Annotated in this window: 16 protein-coding genes and 3 tRNA genes; 9 read left to right on the top strand and 10 right to left on the bottom strand. The window is 32.2% G+C overall.

The window, feature by feature from the left end:
* The first annotated feature begins 64 nt into the window (after positions 1-64).
* Together gyrA and RCH19_RS04985 are read left to right on the top strand one after the other, a co-directional pair.
* Positions 65-2,707 (top strand): DNA gyrase subunit A, encoded by a 2,643-nt coding sequence (gene gyrA, locus RCH19_RS04990; protein ID WP_343022294.1) that lies wholly within the window; start codon positions 65-67, stop codon positions 2,705-2,707.
* 53 nt (positions 2,708-2,760) lie between these two features.
* The gene (locus RCH19_RS04985; RefSeq protein ID WP_343022293.1) at positions 2,761-4,029 is read left to right on the top strand and encodes a tetratricopeptide repeat protein; all 1,269 of its coding nucleotides are present in this window, start codon (positions 2,761-2,763) and stop codon (positions 4,027-4,029) included.
* A 53-nt stretch (positions 4,030-4,082) separates the two neighbouring features.
* Here the strand turns inward: RCH19_RS04985 and RCH19_RS04980 are convergent, their stop codons facing one another.
* Both RCH19_RS04980 and RCH19_RS04975 read right to left on the bottom strand, forming a co-directional pair.
* A complete protein-coding gene (locus RCH19_RS04980) occupies positions 4,083-4,844 on the bottom strand; it encodes a C40 family peptidase (protein WP_343022292.1) in 762 nt (253 codons plus the stop codon).
* A gap of 69 nt (positions 4,845-4,913) precedes the next feature.
* On the bottom strand, positions 4,914-6,092 hold the full coding sequence (locus RCH19_RS04975) for an acetyl-CoA C-acyltransferase (RefSeq protein ID WP_343022291.1): 1,179 nt from the start codon (positions 6,090-6,092) through the stop codon (positions 4,914-4,916).
* Between the two features lie 228 nt (positions 6,093-6,320).
* On the opposite strand from RCH19_RS04975, the gene RCH19_RS04970 reads away from it, so the two are divergent.
* The 4 genes from RCH19_RS04970 (at position 6,321) to RCH19_RS04955 (ending at position 7,230) form a co-directional block, all read left to right on the top strand.
* Positions 6,321-6,404, top strand: a tRNA-Ser gene (locus RCH19_RS04970).
* Between the two features lie 19 nt (positions 6,405-6,423).
* A tRNA-Pro gene (locus tag RCH19_RS04965) sits at positions 6,424-6,498 on the top strand.
* 39 nt (positions 6,499-6,537) lie between these two features.
* Positions 6,538-6,611, top strand: a tRNA-Arg gene (locus tag RCH19_RS04960).
* Between the two features lie 220 nt (positions 6,612-6,831).
* Positions 6,832-7,230: a DUF2452 domain-containing protein gene (locus RCH19_RS04955; protein ID WP_121925461.1), complete on the top strand. Its 399-nt coding sequence runs from the start codon at positions 6,832-6,834 to the stop codon at positions 7,228-7,230.
* Positions 7,231-7,354: 124 nt separating this feature from the next.
* Here the strand turns inward: RCH19_RS04955 and RCH19_RS04950 are convergent, their stop codons facing one another.
* Positions 7,355-8,731 (bottom strand): NAD(P)/FAD-dependent oxidoreductase, encoded by a 1,377-nt coding sequence (locus RCH19_RS04950; protein ID WP_121925698.1) that lies wholly within the window; start codon positions 8,729-8,731, stop codon positions 7,355-7,357.
* A 563-nt stretch (positions 8,732-9,294) separates the two neighbouring features.
* Here RCH19_RS04950 and RCH19_RS04945 point away from each other — a divergent pair.
* Positions 9,295-9,954: a M15 family metallopeptidase gene (locus RCH19_RS04945; protein ID WP_343022290.1), complete on the top strand. Its 660-nt coding sequence runs from the start codon at positions 9,295-9,297 to the stop codon at positions 9,952-9,954.
* A gap of 1 nt (position 9,955) precedes the next feature.
* On the opposite strand, the gene RCH19_RS04940 is transcribed toward RCH19_RS04945, so the two are convergent.
* The 7 genes from RCH19_RS04940 to tsaD form a co-directional block, all read right to left on the bottom strand.
* Complete coding sequence (locus RCH19_RS04940; RefSeq protein ID WP_343022289.1) at positions 9,956-10,522, bottom strand: hypothetical protein; 567 nt, start codon at positions 10,520-10,522, stop codon at positions 9,956-9,958.
* Positions 10,523-10,527: 5 nt separating this feature from the next.
* Positions 10,528-11,706, bottom strand: a complete 1,179-nt coding sequence (locus RCH19_RS04935; RefSeq protein WP_343022347.1) for a class I SAM-dependent methyltransferase — start codon at positions 11,704-11,706, stop codon at positions 10,528-10,530.
* Positions 11,707-11,708: 2 nt separating this feature from the next.
* Positions 11,709-12,800, bottom strand: a complete 1,092-nt coding sequence (locus RCH19_RS04930; RefSeq protein WP_343022288.1) for an AI-2E family transporter — start codon at positions 12,798-12,800, stop codon at positions 11,709-11,711.
* Between the two features lie 81 nt (positions 12,801-12,881).
* Complete coding sequence (locus RCH19_RS04925) at positions 12,882-13,826, bottom strand: zinc metalloprotease (protein ID WP_343022287.1); 945 nt, start codon at positions 13,824-13,826, stop codon at positions 12,882-12,884.
* A 355-nt stretch (positions 13,827-14,181) separates the two neighbouring features.
* The gene (locus RCH19_RS04920; RefSeq protein WP_343022286.1) at positions 14,182-14,823 is read right to left on the bottom strand and encodes a DUF4159 domain-containing protein; all 642 of its coding nucleotides are present in this window, start codon (positions 14,821-14,823) and stop codon (positions 14,182-14,184) included.
* 15 nt (positions 14,824-14,838) lie between these two features.
* Positions 14,839-15,546, bottom strand: a complete 708-nt coding sequence (locus RCH19_RS04915; protein ID WP_343022285.1) for a 16S rRNA (uracil(1498)-N(3))-methyltransferase — start codon at positions 15,544-15,546, stop codon at positions 14,839-14,841.
* 3 nt (positions 15,547-15,549) lie between these two features.
* Positions 15,550-16,572 (bottom strand): tRNA (adenosine(37)-N6)-threonylcarbamoyltransferase complex transferase subunit TsaD, encoded by a 1,023-nt coding sequence (tsaD, locus tag RCH19_RS04910; RefSeq protein WP_343022284.1) that lies wholly within the window; start codon positions 16,570-16,572, stop codon positions 15,550-15,552.
* 208 nt (positions 16,573-16,780) lie between these two features.
* Here tsaD and RCH19_RS04905 point away from each other — a divergent pair, with 208 nt between their 5' ends.
* Complete coding sequence (locus RCH19_RS04905; RefSeq protein WP_343022283.1) at positions 16,781-21,211, top strand: translocation/assembly module TamB domain-containing protein; 4,431 nt, start codon at positions 16,781-16,783, stop codon at positions 21,209-21,211.
* Positions 21,212-21,659: 448 nt separating this feature from the next.
* On the top strand, positions 21,660-22,646 hold the full coding sequence (gene pfkA, locus RCH19_RS04900; RefSeq protein ID WP_343022282.1) for a 6-phosphofructokinase: 987 nt from the start codon (positions 21,660-21,662) through the stop codon (positions 22,644-22,646).
* The last annotated feature ends 153 nt before the right edge of the window (positions 22,647-22,799 follow it).

Raw genomic sequence — 22,799 nt, 5'->3', positions numbered from 1 at the left:
AAATTTCAAAAAGATGTATATTGGCACGTTTTGAAACTAATATAATTTTTTAATATAACAACTTATGTCTGAAGGAGAAAAGTTAATTCCTATTAACATAGAAGATGAAATGAAATCAGCTTACATCGATTACTCGATGTCAGTAATTGTATCAAGGGCACTTCCAGATGTTAGAGATGGCTTGAAGCCTGTTCATAGAAGGGTTCTTTACGGAATGTATGATTTAGGAGTTTTTTCAAATAAAGCCCATAAAAAATCCGCCAGAATTGTCGGTGAAGTTTTAGGTAAGTATCACCCACACGGAGATACTTCTGTTTATGATGCCATGGTTCGTATGGCTCAGGAATGGAGTTTACGTTATTTATTAGTGGATGGTCAAGGTAACTTTGGATCTGTAGATGGAGATAGTCCAGCTGCAATGCGTTATACAGAAGCTAGAATGCGCAAGATTTCGGAAGAAATTATGGCTGATATCGAAAAAGAGACAGTTGATTTTCAATTGAATTTTGACGATACTTTATATGAGCCAAAAGTAATGCCAACAAGAGTTCCTACTTTGTTAATTAACGGAGCAACAGGAATTGCAGTGGGTATGGCTACAAATATGCCGCCGCACAACTTGACGGAGGTAATCAATGGTACGTTAGCTTTTATGGACAACAATGAAATCGAAATCGATGAGTTGATGAACTATATTAAAGCACCAGATTTTCCTACAGGTGGAGTTATTTACGGTTACGATGGAGTTCGGGAAGCTTTCAAAACAGGTAGAGGACGTGTTGTAATGCGTGCAAAGGTTGGTTTTGAAGAAGTAGATGGTAGAGAATGTATCATTGTAACTGAGATTCCATACCAAGTCAACAAAGCAGATATGATTAAACGTACTGCCGACTTAGTTAATGATAAAAAGATAGATGGAATAGCAAATATTCGCGATGAATCAGATAGAAACGGTATGCGTATCGTTTACATCTTGAAACGTGATGCTACTCCTAACGTAGTTTTAAATACGTTATATAAATACACGCAACTTCAGTCTTCTTTCAGTGTAAATAATATTGCATTAGTTAAAGGACGTCCACAAATGCTGAATCTAAAAGAAATGATTCACTATTTTGTTGAGCACCGTCATGATGTTGTGGTGAGAAGAACTCGTTTTGAATTGCGTAAAGCAGAAGAACGCGCGCATATTTTAGAAGGATTAATCATTGCTTCTGACAACATTGACGAAGTAATCGCTTTAATTAGAAGTTCGAAAAATACAGAAGAAGCTCGTGAAAAATTAATAAAAAGATTTGAATTATCAGATATTCAAGCGCGTGCTATTGTAGAAATGCGTTTGCGTCAATTGACTGGTCTTGAACAAGACAAGTTGAGAGCTGAGTATGAAGAGTTGATGAAATTGATTGCACACTTAAAAGCATTATTAGAAAACGTTGATTTAAGAACAAATTTGATAAAAGAGGAGCTAATCGAAATTCGTGAAAAATACGGAGATGAGCGTCGTTCAATTATTGAATATTCTGGTGGAGATGTAAGTATCGAAGATTTGATTGCGGATGAAAATGTGGTTATTACAATTTCTCACGCAGGTTATATCAAACGTACCAACCTTACAGAGTATAAAACACAAAATAGAGGAGGAGTAGGGCAAAAAAGCGCTGGAACAAGAGATCAAGATTTCTTAGAACACATGTTTGTCGCTACAAATCACCAGTACATGATGTTCTTTACTCAAAAAGGAAAATGTTTCTGGATGCGTGTATACGAAATTCCAGAGGGTAGTAAAACTGCTAAAGGTAGAGCGATTCAAAACTTAGTAAATATTGAAAGCGACGATAAAGTGAAAGCTTTCATTTGTACTCAAGATTTAAAAGACAAAGATTATATCACTAGTCATAATCTTATTATGGTGACCAAAAAAGGTCAGGTTAAGAAAACATCTTTAGAGAAATATTCTAAACCTAGAGTTAATGGTGTTGCTGCAATTACAATTAAGGAAGGTGATGAACTTTTAGAAGCAAAATTGACAAATGGTGAAAGCCAAATCATTTTAGCCGTTAAGTCAGGTAAATTGGTTCGTTTTGAAGAAACTAAGACTCGTCCAATGGGTAGAACTGCTTCTGGAGTTCGTGGAATTACGTTAAAAGATGATACTGATGAAGTAATTGGTATGGTTACTGTAGATAAGGAAAATATCAATGATTCTCAGATCTTAGTTGTTACTGAAAACGGTTACGGTAAACGTACTAAACTTGTTGAGGACGGCGAAGATGTTTATAGAATCACAAACCGTGGTGGTAAAGGAGTTAAGACCTTAAATATTACTGAGAAAACAGGTAAGTTAATTTCGATAAATGCAGTTACTGATGCAGATGATTTAATGATTATTAATAAATCAGGATTGACAATAAGAATGGCTATTGAAGATTTACGCGTTATGGGACGTGCTACTCAAGGAGTTAAATTAATCAACCTTAAAGGTAAAGACTCAATCGCTGCAGTTACTAAAGTAATGAAAGATGACGTAGTTGAAGTTGTAGTTGATGAAGATGGAAACGTAATTGAAACAGAAGCTATCGAAAGAGTTAAACCAGTATTGGAAGTTCTTGAAGACGAAGGTGCTGAAGAGGAAGATGACGAGGATGAAACTGATGTTGAAGAAGAATTAGAAGACGAGTCGGAAGAAGATGATTCTGACGAATAGACGTAGATTGTTATAGTGAACCAACAATAAATTTAAATTAAACAAACAATGTTATGAAAAGTAAATATGTATTACTAGCATCAGCGTTATTGGTATCAGTAGCTACTTTTGCTCAAAAAGATCAAATTAAAGCAGCTGAAAAAGCGATGAAAGGTGGTAAGTCTCAAGAAGCAGCTACTATTTTAACGGAAGCTGAATCTTTAATTAGTAATGCTTCAGACGCTGAAAAGGCTCAATTCTATTTTATTAAAGGGAATGCTCTTTTGGATTTAGCAAACAAAAAGGTGGATGCAGATAAAAATCTTTCTATGGCTGCAAAGGCGTATCAAGATTTGATGGATGTTGAGAAAACTTCAGGAAAAGTAAAGTTTACACCTCAAGCGACATCTTCAATCACTGACATTAAATTTAAGCTGATTAATACTGCGATTGAAGAATCAAAAGCAGATAAACATTCAGCAAGTGCTAAAAAATTATACGACGCGTATTTGTTAGATAAAAAAGATACAATAAACTTGTATTATGCAGCATCAACTTATATTAATGCTAAAGAGTATGATAAAGCTTTAGAGTTGTATGAAAATTTGAAAAAGTTAAATTATTCTGGAAAAGGTAAAAGCTACTTTGCAATGAATAAATTAACAAATGCAGAAGATTTTTTCAACACATCTAAAGAAAGAGATTTATCTGTAAAAATTGGTACGCACGAAAAGCCAAGAAGTGAAGATGTTCCTTCAAAAAGAGGAGAAATCTATAAAAACATGGCTTTAATTTTAGTAGAAAACGGTAAAACGGATGAAGCTAAAAAAGCAATTTCTGAAGCGAGATTAGCTAATCCAGATGATACTTCTTTAGTATTAACTGAAGCTAATTTATATTTAGAGTCTAAAGATTATGAGACTTACAAAAAATTAATTGGAGAAGTTTTAGCAAAAAATCCTAATGATGCTGATTTGACTTTCAATTTAGGTGTAATCAGTGGAAATGCAGGAAATAAAGCAGATGCTGAAAAGTATTATTTACGTGCAATGGAAATTAAGCCTGATTACATCAACGCTTATATTAATCTAGCAGCTTTGAAATTAGAAGGAGAGAAACCAATCATTGATGAAATGAATAAGTTAGGTACTTCTACTAAAGACATGAAGCGTTACGACGAATTAAAAGTTAAGAGAGATAACATTTTTAAAAGTGTGATTCCATTCCTTAAAAAAGGATATGAATTAGATCCTAAAAATGTAGATGTTGCTAAGACTCTATTAAATGTTTATAGTGCTTTAGAAATGACTGCAGAGTCAAAAGCATTGAAAGCTAAGATGTAGTTCTAATCTTTAAGTATAAAAAAAACCGGTTTGAAATTTTCAAACCGGTTTTTTTATATAATTTTTTTAATCACTCTTAACTTGTGCGTATGTTTATTTGTTTCGGCGTTAAAAATACCTAAGTGATCTAAGCGATCAATTCTTATCTTTCCGCTGGCATGAATGATATAATTATCCTCCATGATGATACCAACGTGTATAATATTTCCTTCATCATTATCAAAAAAGGCTAAATCTCCAGCCTCACTTTCTTCTATAAAACTTAAAGGTTCTCCTTGCGCAGATTGTTGTGAAGCATCACGTAGTAATTTATAACCGTTTAGCTTATACACCATTTGTGTAAAACCGGAGCAGTCAATGCCAAAAGGCGTTTTTCCTCCCCAAAGATAAGGCGCGTTTAAATACATAAAAGCAGTATCAATCAAATGTGATTTATCTTTTACTGCACTGGTTCGCTCTCCTTCAAATTCAAAATTTGAAATATTCATCTCGCTATAATCTAAAAAGGATAACGAAGATCCTAAAGGAATCGGAATTAATAAGTTTGATGGCGTTGTAATATATTCGATCAAATCTGCATTGAGCACGATTTTTTCTGAAGATAATTTATTAAAACTCTCCTCAGAGATAAGTTGTAATTGTTTAAAATCGATCCAACCTTCATATCCGTCATATTGCATTCTGATGCGAGTCCACTGCTTCAACTGCTCTAAAATTTCAAAATGTTCTCCAAACAAAACCTGAGAAACAATTTCGCTTCTATCACTAGGTTCAAACCGAAGTGGTATCATTGCTAGATTACAAATTCCAAACATTTATCTTTAATTAGAAGTTAAAAATTAGGGCTATATGTTTTTGGCATATAACCCATCATTTATTATTATTTAAATTCTTTCGATTACGATAGCTGATGCACCGCCACCACCGTTGCAAATTGCAGCAGCACCAACTTTAGCATTATTTTGTTCCAAAACATTCAATAAGGTAACAATAATTCTAACTCCAGAGCATCCAAGTGGATGACCTAAAGACACTGCACCTCCATTTACGTTAACTTTGTCATTTGCTAGACCTAAAATTTTAGCGTTAGCTAAACCAACGACTGCAAATGCTTCATTAAACTCAAAGTAGTCTACAGCATCGATTGTAATTCCTGCTTTGTCTAAAGCCTTTGGTAAAGCTTTAGCAGGGCTTGTGGTGAACCATTTCGGTTCTTGAGCTGCATCTGCATATCCTTTTATGTACGCTAGAGGTTTTAATCCTAAAGAAAGTGCTTTTTCTTCACTCATTAATATTACTGCTGCTGCACCATCATTTATAGTTGAAGCATTTGCTGCGGTAACTGTACCATCTTTAGTAAAAACAGGATTTAACGACGGTATTTTATCTAATTTTACGTTTGTAAATTCTTCATCTTTAGAAACCATTATTGGGTCTCCTTTTCTTTGCGGAACCGCTACAGGAACAATTTCGTTATCAAATTTCCCACTTTCCCATGCTTTTGCACTACGTTCATATGATTGAATTGCGTAATTATCTTGGTCTTCGCGGGTAAAATTATATTCGCTAGCACATAAGTCAGCACAAACTCCCATTGCGCTGTTATCATATGCATCTGTAAGTCCATCTTTCTGCATACCGTCAACCATAGCAGCAGGACCAAATTTAGTACCGTTTCTTAAGTTTAAATAATGAGGTATCAAACTCATGTTTTCCATTCCACCAGCAACAACAATTTCTGCATCGCCACATTGAATAGCTTGAGCTCCCAACATAACTGCTTTCATTCCTGAAGCACAAACTTTATTAATAGTGGTACAAGCAACAGATTCATTAAGACCAGCAAATATAGCAGCTTGACGAGCAGGAGCTTGTCCTGTTCCAGCTTGAACTACATTGCCCATAAATACTTCGTCAACTAAATTTGGGTCTAAATTTATTTTGTCTAATGCGCCTTTGATTGCTGCTGCACCTAACTTAGGAGCGGTAACTGTAGATAATCCCCCCATAAAACTTCCGATAGGTGTTCTAACGGCAGAAACGATAACAACTCTTTTGTTCATAACTTTGATAATGTTGGTTTATCTAGCAAATTTAATCTTTTTTAAACAATTTCATATTTTGACACAGATATAATCTTTTTTAAATTTATTTCTATTCTATATGTTTGATTGTGAAGAGCTTTTGCAAATAAGGTGAAAAAGAATAAAAAAAAGCCTCAAAATAGTTGTGAGTAACGTAAAGAAGTCCTAAGTTTGCAACCGCAAAACAAGACACGTTTCTTTGAGCTTGGAGAGGTGCCAGAGTGGTAATGGAGCAGTTTGCTAAACTGTCATCGAGTGATCGGTGCCAGGGTTCGAGTCCCTGTCTCTCCGCTTTTATAATTTTGTTTTTCGGGGTGTAGCGTAGCTCGGTTATCGCGCCTGCTTTGGGAGCAGGAGGCCGCAGGTTCGAATCCTGCCACCCCGACTAATTAAACTTTTTCCATTTAAGTTTTAAAAGATAAATGGAGGCATAGCTCAGCTGGATAGAGCACCTGCCTTCTAAGCAGGCGGTCGAAGGTTCGAATCCTTCTGCCTTCACAAAGACCGATACTTTTATTAGTATCGGTTTTTTTGTGTTTAAAATTTATTTTGTTTATTCTTTTTTTAATATTATTAAACAATTAATTATTTTTATATTTGCAAAAGCAAAATCATCATTGGTTTAAGTAATTTTATTTTGATTGTGATGATTGATACTAATTTTAAAGTTGACATTTCTTAATTGGAATAATAGAACAGAAAAACAATTAATACTACAATGGAAAATAAAAAACCAGATAATATAGTCTATTCGGAAACTGAAGGATACAATGCTAATTTATTACCTTATGGAACAAGCGTAGGTGCTCCAGTAATTAGAATGGACGACTTAGTTTCATGGAAGAGTAGAGGTATTACTACTGTAAACAAGGAATTTAAAAGTAAGTTTGATGAGCTTAAAGCGCAGTATCAAAGTTTAATCGAAGAATTTGAGTGGAACGAATTGGTTTATAATTCTAAATTCTCTTTTGAGCCTGTTGTAGGGGAGATTTATCATTTGTATCGAAGTATTGATGGTAATGATTTTCTTTCGTTAATTGGTCCTAATGAATGGAACAAAGAGCATATTGGCACATTTAAGTTGAACAGCGATAAAAAATGGATTCACCTCTCGTAACTTTTTAATTTTACTAGAAATTAATTTTATTAAAAGTAGAAAAAAACCCGTTTTAAAATCGTGTCAAATAAGAAAAAAAAATATCCTTCAGGATTCTGAAGGATATTTTTTTGTGTAAAGTTATTTAGAGATTATCTTGTAAAACCTCTTCTTGCTCTCCTTGATAGAGATAACGCTCTTTACTATCATCAAGTTCATCCATCCATTCTGTATGATGTTGTGATGCCATTGTTCCTGTTACAACGCTCTGATACGTTTTATCACGATACGTTAAAATGTTTTCTTCTTTATCTTGTAACCATTCTTTAAACATTTCAGCGACTTTGTCTACATTAAAGTGCGGATAATCTGAAAGTGAAAGTAAATCTTTGATATAGTCTGATTGGAAATCAACATTATCTAAGCTATTCTCCAATTTATTATTTCGATCAAGCCACTTGTCAATATCCATTCTTCTTTCTGTTTCTTTTGGCAAAGTCAAACGATTCATCATAAAGTCTCTAGCTAACCAAGCTTGTGCATCAAACATATTAAAAGTGTAATACTGATCCTGCATACCTAAATAAATCAATTGCGGAAGTGCATTAAATAAAATTCCTTTATATAAATTATCTGGGAAAAGATTATTTTTTGTTTTCAATCGAAGTTCATCTGGTAAAAAGGGAAATTTGTGTTGGTATCCAGTACACATAATCACTGCATCATAAACTTCTGTTGTTCCATCCTTGAAAAATGCAGTATCACCTTCAAAATGTGTTACCATCGGCAATTCTTTTATTCCTTCAGGCCATTCGATACCTATAGGATTGCTTCTATAACTTAAGGTCACTGATTTCGCACCGTGCTTGTAACATTGTACACCAATATCCTCTGCAGAATAACTACTACCTATTAAGAGTATATTTCGATCCTTAAATTGGTCCGCTCCTCTAAAATCGTGTGCATGCATAACGGTACCAGGAAAATTTTCAATTCCTTTAAAGTAGGGCATATTTGGTGTCGAGAAATGTCCAGATGCCACTACTAAGTAATCTAATTCTTCGCTATACGTTTTGTCAATTTTTAGATCATCTAGAATTACATTAAATTTCTTCGAATTTTCGTCAAAACTCACCCATCTTACCGTGGTGTCAAATCGAATGTAATCTCTGGCATTACTTTTTTTAATACGACCTTGTATATAATCGAATAAAACTGGTCTTGGTGGATAAGAGGAAATTGGTTTTTTAAAGTGCTCATCGAACGAATAATCGGAAAATTCTAAGCATTCTTTGGGACCATTAGACCATAAGTATTTGTACATACTTCCGTGAAGTGGCTCGCCATATTTTCCAACGCCAGTTCTCCAAGAGTAGTTCCACATGCCGCCCCAGTTATCTTGCTTTTCAAAGCAGATGATTTCTGGCATTGCATATCCTTGTTCTTTAAGAGCTTCAAAAGCACGAATTTGCGCTAAACCACTTGGTCCAGCACCAATTATACCTATACGTTTGTCTTTCATAGAATTTTTATTCATATTTTTTATTTTTTAGGATTACAAGAGAATTTGACCTTTTATAAAAAGTCAAAGCTCAATAATTAATACTCGCTAATGAAAATTTGCTGCAGGATGCAGCGGATAGAGTGCAAGACTCTAAAAATGGAAATAAATTGGTCGATGACCAATTAGTAAATCTTCCGTTTTGAATTATGTAATTCGGTAATACTGCTAAAATACGATTTTTAGCCTTTATTTCCAAATTCAGAACCTTAATACCCTTGGAAAAATGGCTCTTTTATTTGTTTTTATAACCTTTTTTTTAGAATTTTAGAAATTAAATTCAGACTTAATTTACAATAAATGTTGTCTAAATTTAGTATTATAAGAGTACTAAGCGATACAAACATTCTATGACTATATTAAGTGTTGATGTTTCGTATTGGTAGTACGTTTAATTTTCAAAAAGTGAATAGTAAATTTCTATTTATAAGAATAATTAAAGATATAATGTAACTTGAAATTTTATTTCGAAATGTACGTGCCGGTACTTATTCAATTTATCTTATTTTTATAAAAAACTTTTTATGTCTCAAAGCAGTAAATTAATTTTAGCCATCTTCTCCTTTTTTTGCATCATATCTTGCAAATCACAAAACAGAACTGTAAATGCAAGTTCAACAGCTGTCGTAGTTTTAAGTGATACCACATTTGTAAATTTGAAAGACTATAGCGAGGATTTTATATATGATATGAAATATGCTACTTCAGATAATTTTTTAAAAGCACAAGTTTACGACTGTGCGGAGTGTTTTCTACGATTAAAAACAGTTACCGCATTAGTTGAGGCAAATAAAAAATTTATTAAAAAAGGTTATCGCATTAAATTATTTGATTGTTATCGTCCTTTAGATATTCAAAAGAAAATGTGGACCATCGTGTCAAACCCTGAGTATGTTGCAAATCCTGCAAAAGGTTCAATTCACAATAGAGGAGGAGCGGTTGATATCACTTTAGTTGATAGCTCTGGTAAAGAGTTAGAAATGGGTACTGGTTTTGATTTTTTTGGAATAGAAGCGGGTCATAACTATACCAACTTATCTCAAAATATAAAAGACAATAGAATATTGCTTAAGTCAGTAATGATGGAAAGTGGATTTAATCCGTTTAATTCAGAGTGGTGGCATTATAATCTTAAAGAAGGTTTAAATGACAAAGTATCTAATGTGAAATGGGAATGTAACTAGATTATTCAATACATCTAAGATTATCAATAAAGTAAGTTTCTGGATAATAGGTTTGATTATTCAGCTCTGATTTAAGCTCTTTCTTTAAAATATAATCTTCTGTTTCAGTGAGATATTTAATACGCATCATTGATACTGGCGAATTTTTAAGTTCTTCATAATTATCTTTTGCAAACATAAATACTCCAGAATTTACTCGGTTGTCAAAACCTTTTTCATCGCGAATCATCGTTCCGCAATTCTCTTGGTCGATATGAATTAACGTAACTATCTTTCCATTATTTAGTTGTAAAAACAGCCTTGAATTTTTATCAAAACAATTGGCTTTTATAAAATCCTTACTTTTTTGTAGCAATTGTAAGTTCAATGTTGGTATACCATCTGTGTTCGCTAGCGAATAAAAAATATAGCTAGAACTACTTGCAAAATGCTTTTCAGAAATTATATATTCTTTAGTTTCTTTGTAAGTACCAATTGAGTCAGTAACATTAGCGCTATAATCACATGGCTTTTGAGCCAATACACTAATACTAAAAAGAAAAAAAGCTATTACAATTACGTTTTTCATTATGATTAAATTTTGGTGCAAATTAAAACTATTTTATCATTATTCATATCAGTTGTAAAAAAACAATATGTATTTCCTCCATCTTTTACTTTCCATTTTTTTCTAATACTGTCAACACTATCAGGAAAATTTCTGGTGGTAATATTTGCTTGTTTACTTTCTAAAAATTCTTTCATAGCGACCTTATTATAAGGAATGCTTTTTCGAATTTCAAAGGCACGTCCTGGAAAAGGTACTAGTTCATTTGAAGTATATAAATGAGAATGCTTGTGAAGCTTATTTACTTTGTAGAAAGCACCAACTTCATCAAAACCACCTGATTTCATAATTGCACTATTGGGTTCATAAAGAAAGGCTTGCGGTTTAGTATATGGAACGTAATCAATCTCTTGGTTAAGTGTAAAATCAAAAGTTTCCAATCGGTCTTTTAAAATGTTTACAGTTTTAATACTAGTAGATCCTGAGAACAACGGATTTATTTCCCACAATAATTCTTTGACTTCATTTTCTACTGCTACAATATGAATCGCTTTTACATTTTTTAGTTCTGATAATCCAGCAGAAATGTCTAGTAACGGAGCTGTTTTGATCAGAATTGATTTCGATTTCGCTAAATAGAAATCTAGATTTTCAGGCACGTTAGGCAAGCAGTCTTTTAGTAAAAAAACTTTTCCCTTTTCATCATTTCTTCGGGAAGGATCAATATAAATCCAATCCCACTTAATATCTAACCGTTTTAGAGTCTCTATGCTATCCTCTGCATAGCATTTAATGTTATTGACATTTAATTGCGTGAAATTATGAGCCACCATCATGGAAAGTTCCGTATTGATTTCGCAATGAGTGATATGCTTGATTTTTTTCGAAAAGTAATAATCGTCAACTCCGAAACCGCCCGTTAAATCTATTAATGTTTCACCATCCACAAGTGATGCCTTATAAGAGGCTGTTTTCTCTGACGAAGTTTGTTCAATCGAAATTTTGGCAGGATATATTATATTTTCAGTTGCAAACCAAGTTGGGAGTTTTTCCCTCGCTTTGGATTTTGCTTCAATTTGGTTTAAAACTGAAAGCCAATTCAAGTAAGGAAAAGGATTTTTCTGCAATGCTAATTTTGATATACTTTTACCAATATTTTCATTTATAAACTTTTGTGCATTATCATTAAGAATCTTTAAATCCAACATTACAGATCTTTAGTTAATAGCTTGATAACCGGGTTTTCAGGAAAGAACTCTTTACTAATAACTTTAAGTATAGTGTATAATGGAACTGCGATGATCATTCCTAAAATTCCAAACAGAAAACCAGCAATAAGAATCACAAGAAAAATTTCTAAAGGATGTGAACTTACACTTTTCGAAAAAATAATAGGCTGTGATAAATTATTATCTATAATTTGAACAATCCAGAAACCAATTAAAACGTAGATAGTTGTAGGTAAAATTTCAGATTGAAAATCGCTACCTAAATTACTAAGCATTGTTAAAAGCGCTGCTAAAAGCGAAGCGATTAATGGACCTATGTATGGAATGATGTTTAACACTGCGCATAGAAAAGCAATTATAATAGCATTTGGTAGACCAAAAATTATTAAAACGATTAGGTAACAAATGAAAACAATAAATAATTGTAGCAGTAAACCAATGAAATAACGAGACAATAAATGATTTGTTTTTTCCACAGAGTTTATAACTTGATCTTCATGACTATCTGGAATTAACTTTTTTGATCCTATTAAGAACTTTTTGCTATCCTTTAAAAAGAAAAATGTAATAAATAATACAGAAGCGAGTCCCATTCCGAAACTACTAATTGTTCCTAGTAATGCATTTAAAAAGTCTGGAATAAAGTTGAAGTTAATTTTTGAAGTTATATTCGCTTCTTTCAAAACCTGCGCTGAATCGATACTGTGATTATCTAAAAAAGCAGTAATTTGATTTACTAGTAGTATTATTTTTTGTTCGATTTCACCAGTATTTAAAAGCGATAAGTTTTGCCCCTGTGAGAGTATTAATGGTACAAACAACATTATGAAACCAAATATTATTAATATGAATATCACTAATACAGCTATCGTTGCAAAAATATGATTGAATTTCAGTCTTCGTTTGAAAAAATCTAGAATTGGAGTACCTATCAAGGCAAGTATTAGAGATATCACAAGATAGATAAGCACCGATTGTATTTTGTATAAAAATAAAAGTATCAATCCTACTACAACTATCGTCAGTACTGATCGAAGGATACCATTAGAAATAATTTTTGATGTAATCATGTTTTGAATTTAATTGGTAAATATAAAAAAAACTCGCTAACAAGTAGCGAGTTTTAAATTCAAAAAAAAAAACAAAAAATATTAATTTCTAAAACTTGATCTAGAACCTCCAGAAACGAATAACGTTGCCATTCTAGACTTTTGTCCATTTGTAAACATATACATTCCACTATCATCTGAGTAATCCATATAGTTCATAGTCATTTCAACCGGAGTTCCTGAACAAGTACTATAATGAGGATAATTCAAAACACCGTAATTAGGTTCATTATGTGTTGGTGTATCAGAAACGTAATCACTTCCACAGTTTGCATCACCCCAAATGTGGCGTAAATTCATCCAGTGACCCACTTCGTGAGTAGCTGTTCTTCCTAAATTGAATGGAGCACTAACTGATCCAGTTGTTCCAAAAGCATTATTGTCAATTACAACTCCATCAGTGGATAATGATCCTCCTGGAAATTGAGCGTAACCCAATATTCCACCACCTAAATTACATGCCCACATGTTAAGTACTGTAGCTGGTGACGTAGGTGCAATTCCGGACGCTGATTTTTTCATAGCATCATCAGTAGACCAAGAAGCTATAGTAGTTGATCTTCTTACTATATTTTGCAAAACAAATTTAATCCCGACATTAGCTTTTACTCCTGAAAATAATGATGGAACTTTATTGAAATCAGAATTCGCAGCATTAAAGTCACGGTTTAAAACATCAATTTGTGATTGAATTTGAGCTGTTGAAATATTTTCAGAAGCTGTTTTGTATAAAACGTTGACTACTACTGGAATTTCGACTTTTCCATTAACAATTCGACCGTTTAACATTGATTTTTGAGTAAAGTCCTCAATTTTGTTCATTCTCAAAGCTAATGTTGGATCAGCTTTCATTTGTGCGGCTAACACTTCTTGTGATGCACAACCACGCTGTAAAACTGCGTTTGTTTGAAAATCTGTTTCTGTTGTGTCGTTCTGACAAGAAAATAGCATTAATAATGCCGCAGCTGGTAAAAAGATTTTTTTCATAAATGGTTTGTTATAAATTAGTGGTTTTAGTTAATTATTTCACAATTTTATAACATTTTATCAATATAAAAAATTTTTATATGTTTTTTTTATAAAAATAAAAATTTTAAGGTGGTTTTACTGCAGAAACAGCAATATGGATATTTATAAAAATAAAGTATATTCTTACTAAATGTAAATTTCTAAATCCTTAAAATAATTATAACTAGCTAGTAAAGATGAAAATTCAAATTATTTGGAAAGATCATATAGTCTAGTAACCTTCTAGAATGTCTACAATAAAATTGACTTAGAATTTTTCTAAATCTTTCTGAAGTTAGAATTAAAGAACAGGATAAAAATTAAATTTAACTATCTAATTATTAAATATATAATTTACAATATTTGCTCCCATTTTTAATGCTTTTTCGCGAACTTCTTTAGGGTCGTTATTTACTTCTGCATCTTCCCATCCGTCTCCTAGATCACATTCATAAGTGTAAAGTAAAACTAGTTTACCTTCTAAAAATATACCAAATGCTTGAGGTCGTTTTCCGTCGTGTTCATGAATTTTTGGTAATCCATTTGGAAAAAAATTTGGTTTTTGAAAAATTAAATGATTGGCTGGAATTTCTACTAAATCATTATTTGGGAATATTTTTTTTATTTCCTTTCGAACGTATTGATCCATCCCGTAATTGTCATCGATATGAAGAAAACCTCCGGCCGAAAGGTAATTGCTTAAATTACTTACCTCATTCTCATTAAAAACCACATTTCCATGGCCTGTCATATGAACTAATGGATACAAAAATAATTCTGGACTGCTTGGTTCAACAGTAGCTGGTTTAAGTTTAATTTGCGTATTAATATTTGAATTACAATATTTTATTAAATTAGGCAATGAAGTTGGATTTGCATACCAATCGCCGCCGCCGTTATACTTCAGCAAAGCAATTTCTTGCGAATACGACGATAAAGAAAATAAGAGCACTAATAAATAAAATATTTTTTTCATAACCAATGGCTTATATTAGACTTCATTAACAAATAGTACACTGTGACAAGCGACAATTGCGGCAGTTTCTGTACGTAATCTAGTGTTTCCAAGAGAAACAGCTGTGAAATTATTACTGAGAGCTAATCCTATTTCTTTTTCTGAAAAATCACCCTCTGGACCTATTAACATGGTTATTTTTTCATTAGGTCGTAAGATAGATTTAAATGTTTTTTTATCTGTCTCTTCACAATGCGCAATCATTTTTAAATCTTGATTTTCACTATTTACAAATTCTTTAAAAGTCATTGCAGGATTTAAAATTGGCAGAAATAATTCATTGGATTGTTTCATTGCGGCTAATAAGATCTTATCAAAACGTTCCTTATTAATCGTTTTTCTTTCGGAACGATCACAGATGATTGGCGTTATTTCGTGTATCCCTATTTCAGTCGCTTTTTCTAAAAACCACTCGAAACGATCGTTCATTTTTGTTGGTGCGACAGCAAGATGCAATCTGAATTTTGAAGCTTCTGCTTTTTCTATCGAAATAATTTTAACGGTACATTTACTGTCAGAAGCTAAAGTAATTTCAGTAGTAAATAAAAAACCTAATCCATTAGTAACGTGTAATATATCTGTATCTTTTTTACGTAATACTTTAATTATATGTTTACTCTCTTCTTTATCAAAAGAAAAACTTTCTGTTGCTTCGTTTATGTTGGGATTGTAAAATAATTGCATAACCTATAATTGAATTCTTGCTTTAGAAACGACAGATGAAGTTTCAAATGTTTGATTTAAAAATTTTTGATAACCTACAATTCCAATCATTGCAGCATTATCCGTAGTGTACTCAAATTTTGGAACAAAAGTTTTCCAGCCGTATAAATCTTCTGCTTTCTTTAATGTATTTCTAATTCCTGAATTTGCGGACACTCCTCCGCCAATTGCGATTTGTTTGATTCCTGTTTCCTTAACCGCTAATTTTAATTTATCCATTAAAATTTCGATTATTGTATGTTGTATTGACGCACAGATGTCATTTAAATTTTCGTCAACAAAATTCGGATTTTCTATTTTTTTCTTTTGAATAAAATATAATATTGCCGTTTTTAATCCAGAGAAACTAAAGTCTAATCCGGGAACTTTTGGCTTTGTAAATACAAAAGCTTTTGGATTTCCTAGTTGTGCATATTTATCAATTAGAGGACCTCCAGGATACGGAAGACCTAAGATTTTTGCGCTTTTGTCGAATGCTTCACCTACAGCATCATCTGTAGTTTCGCCAATTACCTTCATTTCAAAAAAATCATCAACTTTAATAATCTGTGTATGTCCACCACTAATGGTTAAAGCTAAAAATGGAAATTTAGGTTTTTCGAAATTTTCTTCAGCTATAAAATGTGCTAGGACATGCGCTTGCATATGATTAACAGCAATTAATGGTATTTGCAATGCTAATGCCATCGATTTAGCAAAAGAGCTTCCCACTAATAGTGAGCCCATTAGTCCTGGACCTTGAGTAAATGCAATTGCAGATAACTGTTCTTTTTGTATATTTGCTTTACGAAGCGCTGCGTCAACAACAGGAACGATATTTTGCTGGTGTGCACGGGAAGCTAGCTCAGGTACGACACCACCATATTGGTTGTGAATTAACTGATTTGCTACAACATTTGATAGCACTTTATCGTTCTGTAAAATGGCTGCAGCAGTATCATCGCAGGAACTTTCGATAGCAAGAATAAAAACCTCGGGATTTTGCATAAAAAGGCACAAATTTTGAATTACTTTTGACAAGTGAATTACCACAAAAAATATTCTTTTTGTCAAAGTCCAAAATTAGAAAATTTTTATCAAAGGTGCTGCGTTTACAAAGGCAAAATGAAATATTAGAAAATTTAAACAATAAATAGGTATCAAAAAAATAATAAAAATAGTATTTCGTTTCCTTCTTGGACTAATCCTCCTTTTGTTGGTTGCTGCTATTGCACTTACTTTGCCAGTTGTTCAAACAAAAATTGCTCACTATTTTACAAACAGTATTAACAAAGACTTTGGCACAAATATCGCCATAGAGGGCGTTGCTGTATCTGTTTTTGGAGGAATAAAGTTTAAAAACGTTTTGATTCGGGATCATCACAAAGACACCCTAATCTATTCACAAAGAATAGCTACGACAATTCTAGAAGGAAAAAAGTTGTTAGATGGTGATTTGATTTTTGATGGTTTAGAACTTAAGGGTCTATTATTTAACCTAAAGACTTATAAAAATGAAAAGGATTCTAATCTAGATAAATTTGTAGAGGCATTTGAAAGCGGAAAACCATCTACTAGAAAATTTTTACTGAAGGCTAATAATTTACAAATCTATAATGGACATTTCATTTTAACGGATGAGAATAGAGAAAATCCTAAAGATGTTGATTTTACTAAATTAAATGCATCGGTAACTGACTTTATGATTTTTGGTCCAGATGTTACCACTAACATCAATAAAATGTCGTTCATGGATTTCAGAGGATTATACGTAAAAAACCTGAAATCTAAATTTTCGTATTCCAAGAAGAGTATTAAACTAGAGGAATTAGACTTACTTACTAAAGAATCCGCTTTAGTGGGAACCGTTCTTTTAAATTATAAAATTGAGGATTTTATAAACTTTAATGACAAGGTCGTTTTTGATATTAAGATAAAGTCAGGTTCTATTGGTTCAAATGACATTCGTCACTTCTATAAAGAAATTGGGAAAAACCAGCATTTTTATGTAAAATCGAATGTAAAAGGAACATTGAATAATTTGAAATTGAATAATCTTAAATTAATTGATGATCGAAAAACAGAGATTGTTGGAGATATTCACTTTAATAATCTTTTTGCCAAGAAAGGACAAAAGTTTTCAATGGACGCTAAGTTTGACAAATTGACTTCAACCTATGAAGACTTAGTGGTTATTTTACCAAATATCTTAGGAAATAAATTACCGACTTCATTAAAAAAATTAGGTAGATTCTCTGCAAAAGGAACTTCTACCGTTTCGACTACTGCCGTAGAAGCTGATTTCTTCATGATAACTGCTTTAGGAAATGTAACTTCAAATTTAGCAATTCAAAATATTGATGTAATTGACAAAGCTTCTTATGTTGGAAATGTAATTTTAGATAATTTTGACATTGGAAACTTGTTAGAAGAAAAAGACTTAGGAAGAGTAAGTTTGAATATAGACGTTGACGGTAAAGGTTTTAAGCAAAAATTTCTAGATACAGCAATTAAAGGTGATATTACAAAGGTAGATTTTAGGAATTATACTTATTCTAATATTGTTGTCGATGGAACGCTTAAAAGCCCAATGTATAAAGGCCAAATATCAGTTAACGACCCAAATTTAAGTATGACATTTGACGGTTTACTTGATATTACTAAAAAAGACAGCCGTTATGATTTTCATTTAAATGTTGAAAATGCTGATTTGAATAAATTAAAATTAGTAAAAGATTCGGTATCAATATTTAGAGGAGATGTTGTTGTACAAGCCAGTGGAAATAATATAGAAAATTTCCAGGGTAATGTTTATATCAACAAGACTTCTTATCAAAATGCAAAAGACACTTACAATTTTGATGATTTTACCATTAATTCTGTATTTGATCAAAATAGAGTACGAACAATAACTGTTAACTCTCCAGATATTGTACAAGGAGAGATCGTAGGAAGATATGAATTCAATCAATTAGAGAATTTAGTAAAAAACTCTTTAGGTAGTTTATACACTAATTTTAAGCCACATAAAGTTAAAAAGGGACAGTTTTTAAAATTCAACTTTTCGATCTATAATAAAATCATCGAAATATTTTTTCCAGACATTGCGATAGGAGCAAATACCATTGTTAAAGGAAATATGAATTCTGACAATCAGGAATTCAAACTTAATTTCAACTCTCCGCAAATCGTTGCTTCTGATAATACTTTTGATAATATTAATGTATCAATCGATAACAAAAATCCGCTTTATAACGCGTACATCGAACTAGACAGTATCAAAACTAAATACTATAAAATTCAAGATTTTAGTTTGATCAATGTTACCATGAAAGATACTTTGTATTTTAGGTCTGAATTTAAAGGAGGGAAAAATGCCGAAGATTATTACAATCTGAATTTATATCACACTATTAATAAGGATAATAATAATGTAGTGGGCATTAGTAAATCTGAAGTGAAATTCAAGGATTATTTATGGTTTCTGAATGAAAATGAATCAGCTGATAACCAAATCGTTTTTGATAAATCGTTTAAAAACTTTACGATAGATAATATCATTCTTTCGCACGAAGAACAATCTATTGCATTAGGTGGTATTTTTAAAGGACCCACAGTCAAGGATTTAAAGCTAAGTTTCAAAGATGTAGATTTAAATCAAATCACACCTACAAACGAAAAATTCCTATTGGAAGGAAATATTAATGGTGAAGTGAGTTTTAAACAGAACAAGGATGTTTACCAACCCACGGCTTCAATTATCATTGACAATTTAAACGTAAATAAAACTGATTTAGGGACGTTAAACTTTGATATTGAAGGAGATGAAAACCTTCAGAAATTTAAAATTAATTCTAATCTAGAAAACAAGAATTTAGAATCCTTTGATGCTGATGGTAGTTTAGAAATTGTAAACAAGGAGACTCTTTTAGATCTGAAATTAAAATTTGATAAGTTCAACATTGCTGCTTTAAATTCTTTGGGAGGTGATGTTTTATCTAATATTAGAGGTTCAATCTCTGGTAATGCAACAATTGAAGGTAACGTGAAAAAACCTAATATTAACGGTCGCTTGTTCTTAGATAAGGCGGGAATTACAATCCCTTATTTAAATGTTGATTACGGCTTGGGCGATAATACTATCATTGATTTGACGGACGAGAAATTTTTATTTAGAAACAATACGCTGACCGATACAAAATACGGAACAACGGGAAGTCTCAATGGAAATATAGAACATAATAATTTTACCGACTGGAAGCTAGATTTGGCTATTCGATCTAAACGTTTACTCGCTTTGGACACAAAGGACAGTGAGGATGCTGCTTATTATGGAACTGCCTTCATTGATGGTACAGCAACTATTAAAGGACCTACAAATTCTCTATTCATTAAAGTTGATGCGAAGTCAGAAAAGGGAACAGCCGTTAAAATTCCTATCAATAATGCCGAAAGTGTAAGTGACAATATATTTATACATTTTGTAACAGAAAAGGAAAAGTACAATTTACAAAATGGTATTGTTGACAATACTAGAAATTACAACGGACTTGAATTAGAATTTGATTTTGATATTACACCAGATGCGGAGGTAGAAGTTATTCTAGATCGTAATACGGGTCATGGAATGCGTGGAAAAGGATTCGGATCATTATTGTTCAAAATTAATACGCTTGGTAGATTTAATATGTGGGGAGATTTCCAGGCATATGAAGGAAGTTATAATTTTAAATATGGTGGTTTGATTGATAAGAAGTTTGAGGTTAAAAAAGGAGGTTCGATTACGTGGGAAGGAAATCCTATGAAAGCGCAACTAAATCTTGAGGCCATTTATAAAACTTCTGCAAATCCAGCTGTTTTGTTAGATAATTCTTCTTTTAATACTAAAGTTCCTGTAGAAGTTATAATAGGAGTAAGAGGCGATTTAACGAGTCCAGAACCCGATTTTAATATTGAGTTCCCAACAGTTAGTAATGTGTTAAAATCAGAGATTCAATATAAGTTGAATGATAAAGACGTCAGACAAACACAAGCTCTATACTTATTATCATCAGGTACTTTCTTAAGCCCAGAAGGAGTGAGTCAGTCTGATTTTTCAGGAAGTTTATTTGAGACAGCTTCTAGCATTCTTGGAGGAATTATTCAGTCTGATGACGAGAAATTTAAAGTTGGTCTGAATTTTATTGGTGCTGATAGAAGAATAGGGAAAGAAACAGATGGTCGATTTGTAGCAACAATTTCGTCGAAAATTAATGATCGAGTTACCATTAATGGAAAATTAGGAGTTCCTTTTGGTGGAATCAATGAATCTGCTATTGTAGGTGATGTTGAAGTTCTTTTTAGAGTGAATGAGGATGGTACATTAAACTTAAGGCTTTTCAACAAAGAAAATGACATTAATTACGTTGGTCAAGGAATAGGATATACACAAGGTTTAGGGGTTTCTTATGAAGTCGATTTTGATACATTCAAAGAATTTGTAAATAAGATTTTTAAGAATCTAAAATTCGAAAAAGTTTCAAGCCCTGCATCTGAAGATCAAGATTCTAATTTATCACCTGAATATATTAAGTTTCAAAGGTCCAAAAAATCTTCAACAGAGAAGGTCAAAAAAAATCAGGAAGGATTAATTCCGGACGAAATTTAATATAACCCCGTTAAATTTAAAATTTATAAAGCCTGCAAGATTAAAGTAATCTTGCAGGCTTTTTTATATCCCAAAGAATCTATTTTTCCCGAAAGACGTATATGATTCGTTACCAGTTTTATTTGAATTTACGTTTTTTTAAATCGTAATCTCTATACATTATAAATGTGTTTATTTTTAAATATGCACAATTAAACCTCCATGATTTCACTTTTAAAATTACTATTTTTATAACTACTGATTTATAGTAAAATAAGGGTCTGATTCGAAAATCATTAAACATAATTTGAATATTTTTTAATTTTATTAAATATTATTCAATTTATTGAGTTTTCTAAAAACTTATCAACGAAAACGTTTGAATTTAAAAGGCTTTCCTAATTTATCAATAACGCAGCCTTGAAAGTGGGTAATGTTTGTTAAATTTACACTTTAATACTTTAAAGAAATGCCAAAAACAATAAAAAAAGTAGGAGTTCTTACTTCAGGAGGAGACTCACCAGGAATGAATGCTGCTATTCGTTCGGTTGTTAGAACTTGCGCTTATCATAATATAGAATGTATCGGAATTTATAGAGGGTATCAAGGAATGATTGAAGGCGACTTCAAAGATATGGGACCTCGAAGTGTAAATAATATTGTCAATAAAGGAGGAACGATTTTAAAGTCGGCTCGTTCAAATGAATTCAAAACGGCTGAAGGTCGTAAAAGAGCTCATGAAAATCTTTTAAAAGCTGGAGTTGATGCTTTGGTTGTTATTGGTGGTGATGGAACGTTTACAGGAGGTTTATTATTTAGTAACGAATTTAATTTTCCAATAATGGGAATTCCAGGTACTATTGATAATGATATTTTTGGAACAAGTCACACACTTGGTTATGATACTGCTTTAAACACAGTTATTGAAGTAATTGATAAAATTAGAGATACAGCCAGTTCGCACAATCGTTTGTTCTTTGTAGAGGTGATGGGTAGAGATGCCGGACATCTTGCTTTGAATGCTGGAATTGGCGCTGGTGCTGAAGAGATTCTAATCCCTGAGGAAGATTTAGGTTTAGAGCGTCTTTTAGAATCATTACAAAAAAGTAAAGCTTCTGGAAAGTCTTCTAGTATCGTTGTGATCGCTGAAGGAGACAAAATTGGTAAAAATGTTTTCGAATTAAAAGATTATGTAGAAGCTAATTTACCCGAATACGATGTTAGAGTTTCAGTTTTAGGTCATATGCAACGTGGCGGTTCACCTTCTTGTTTTGATAGAGTTCTTGCAAGTAGGTTAGGAGTTAAAGCTGTTGAATCGTTAATCGAAGGTAAGTCAAGTTATATGGTAGGACTTCAGTGTGATAAAATTTCATTGACTCCTTTGGTACAAGCCATAAAAGGAAAAACAGAGATTGATAGAGAATTATTAAGAGTTTCAGATATCATGTCGACCTAAATTGTTTTAATCTATCGTGAGAAAGTTAGATTATGTTAAAAATTTGGAAAATTAAGAATAAAGAGAATATCAGACAGCATGTCTACAAGATTTGTTAAAGTTTATTGTGAGGAAATTAGACTTTATGTGGAGGTAATAAAATAAACTAAAAAA

The organism is Flavobacterium sp. PL12 (assembly GCF_039123485.1).
GTDB classification, from domain to species: domain Bacteria; phylum Bacteroidota; class Bacteroidia; order Flavobacteriales; family Flavobacteriaceae; genus Flavobacterium; species Flavobacterium weaverense.
Note: the sequence above shows the minus strand (reverse complement) of the source record. Positions and strands in the feature narration are given on the sequence as shown.